The 2783-nt window shown below is 66.9% G+C and carries 2 protein-coding genes; both read left to right on the top strand.

What is annotated here, in order from left to right:
* Positions 1-436, top strand: a 436-nt coding sequence (locus ACXJKH_RS18180) for a M13-type metalloendopeptidase (protein ID WP_457321436.1), incomplete at its 5' end; no start/stop codon positions are given.
* A gap of 142 nt (positions 437-578) precedes the next feature.
* Entirely contained in the window at positions 579-2588 is a 2010-nt protein-coding gene (locus tag ACXJKH_RS18175; RefSeq protein WP_457321434.1) for a M13 family metallopeptidase, read from the top strand.
* Positions 2589-2783: the final 195 nt, after the last annotated feature.

Below are 2783 nucleotides of genomic sequence, written 5' to 3'. Positions count from 1 at the left end.
CATGGAAGACTGGTGGAGCCCGGCCGACAAGAAGAACTTCAGCGGCTTGACCGACAAGCTGGTCAAGCAGTTCGATGGCTACAAGGTGGACGGCCAGGCCGTCAACGGCAAGCTGACCCTGGGCGAGAACATCGCCGACCTGGGCGGCGTGGCGACCGCCTACGACGCCCTGCAGAAGGCCACCGCCGGCAAGGAAGATCCGAAGATCGACGGCTTCACCCGCGATCAGCGCTTCTACTTCAACTGGGCCACCGTGTGGCGCACCAAGTACACCCCGGAGAACGCCAAGGTCCGCCTGGCCACCGATCCGCACGCCCCGGCGCAGTTCCGCGCGATGGGCGCGCCGTCGAACCTGCCGACCTTCGCCGCGGCGTTCCAGTGCAAGGCCGGTTCGCCGATGGTCCGCGCCGGCGACCAGCAGGTCGTAATCTGGTAAGCCATCGCGCCACCGCGTGAGGTGATGCAGGCAAAGGCCCAGGATTTCCCGGGCCTTTGTTTTTGGGKCCGCCGCCCATCACGCTCTTTTCGCTTTGCTTGGTACACTCGCGCGATCCCAATCCACACTGGATTCGCTTTACATGTCCAACCTCCGTCCGCTCGCCATTGCCCTGGGCCTGAGCCTGGCCTCCCTGGTCATCGCACACGATGCGCACGCTGCGCCGAAGAAGAAGGCCGCACGTGCGCCGGCGGTCAGCGCGCAGTGCAGCGACTTCTACGATGCCACCAACGCCAACTGGCTCAAGGCCAACCCGGTACCGCAGACCGGTGCCACCACCGCCCTGGGGCAGCTGGCCGACCGGACCCGCCAGCAGCAGCGCGAGCTGCTCGATGCATCGATGAAGACCCCGCTGGGCAACGTGCAGAAGCTGCTCGGCGACTTCTGGGCCAGCGGCCTGGATGAAGCGGCCATCGAAGCCGATGGTTCCAACCCGATCGCCCCGTTGCTGACCCGCATCAACGCGATCAAGAAGGCCAAGGACGTTCCGGCCTCGATCGCCGCCCTGCACCAGGTCGGCATCCCGGTGGCCTTCAACTTCGCCCCGGACGTGGACCTCAAGGCGCTCGACCGTCACATCGGCTACTTCATGCAGGGCGGCATGGGCCTGCCGGACCCGGCGTTCTACACCCGCACCGATGCCGACACCGTGGCGCTGATGGGCCGCTACCGCACCTACGTCAAGCAGATCCTGGCCCTCACCGGCACCCCGGCGGCCAAGCTGGATGAAGAGTCGCAGGCGGTGATCGCGCTGGAAACCGAGCTGGCGCGCAACGCGCAGTCGCTGGCCGGCATCAACAACCCGTTCAACAACTACGCCCCGATTTCCACCAAGGACCTCACCAGCCGCTATCGCAACCTGCAGCTGGATGCGTTCCTGAAGGTCCAGGGCGTCAACGACGACCTGGTCTCGCTGGCCGATCCGGCGCTGTTCAAGCAGCTCGACGGCATGGTCACCAAGATCAAGCCGGACCAGTGGAAGGCCTACCTGCGCTGGCGCGTGGGCGATGCGATGGCGCCGTACCTGTCCAAGGCCTACCGCGATGCCGAGTTCGAATTCCGCGGCCGGGTGATCCGTGGCGAGACCATCGCCCCGGCGCGCTGGGAACAGACGCTGGATGCGATCAACGTCGCTGCCGGCCCGATGCTTGGCCGCGAGTACGCCAGCCGCTATCTGTCCGCCGATGATCGCCGCCAGGCCGCAGTGATCGTCGACAAGATCCGTGAAGTGCAGATCGACGCGGTCAAGCGCAGCACCTGGATGAGCGCCGAAGCCAAGACCGAAGCGCAGGCCAAGCTGGCCGCGCTGAAGATCGAGATCGGTACGCCGCTGCGCGACCTGGATTACAGCGTGCAGCCGATGGGCCGTGGCAGCTTCGGCGGCAACATGCTGATCGCCTCGACCTGGCGCCACCGCGAAGAAATGAAGCGGATCGGCAAGGGCAACGCCGACCGTCGCTGGGACGTGCTGCCGCAGCAGCCGGCACTGGCCTATGACATCGCGCAGAACCGGCTGATCGTCACCGCTGCGGTGCTGCAGAGCCCGGTGTTCAATGCCAAGGCCGACAGCGCCGACAAGTACGGCAGCTACGGCGCGCTGGTCGCCCACGAACTGACCCGTGCCATCGATGCCAAGGGCGCGCTGGTGGATGCCAAGGGCGAGCTGCGCAGCTGGTGGCAGCCGGCCGACAAGACCGCCTGGACGCTGCTCGGCAGCCGCGTGGCCGCGCAGTACAGCGGATACGACTTCCCGGGCGTGAAGGGTGCCAAGGTCAATGGCGAACTCACCCGCGAAGAGAACCTCGCCGACCTGGCCGGTGTGGAACTGGCCTGGGAGGCCTACAAGGCGGTGGACCCGGCGGCCAAGCCGGCCGCGCAGCAGGGCTTCTTCCGCGCCTGGGCCAGCCTGTGGCCGCAGCAGCTTTCGCCCAACGAAGCCGCCCAGCGCCTGACTTCGGACATCCTTGCCCCGGGTCGCTGGCGCACCAACGGCGCGCTGTCCAACCTGCCGGCCTTCGGCGCGACGTTCAGCTGTAAGCCGGGCCAGCCGATGCAGCGCGTGGACAACGACCAGATCAAGGTCTGGCGCTGAGTCTGCGTCAGTGATGAAGTGAGAAGGGCGCCCTTGGGCGCCCTTTTTTTGGTTCTTCGCCGATGTGCGGGACGAGAATGAGCGCGCCTTGACTCTCTCCGGGCGCGGTGGTCGGTGGGTCGGGCGCTGGGTCCCCATGCCCTTGGAGGCGAAATAAAGGGGGAGGGGGCGGCCGCAGGCCGACGCCGGAGGACA

The organism is Stenotrophomonas sp. P5_B8, from assembly GCF_054049855.1.
This window is presented reverse-complemented; position numbering and strand designations above follow the sequence as displayed.

Coding starts and splice junctions, on each gene's coding strand:
- ACXJKH_RS18175 (WP_457321434.1), top strand. CDS start 579: ATGTCCAACCTCCGTCCGCTCGCCATTGCCCTGGGCCTGAGCCTGGCC.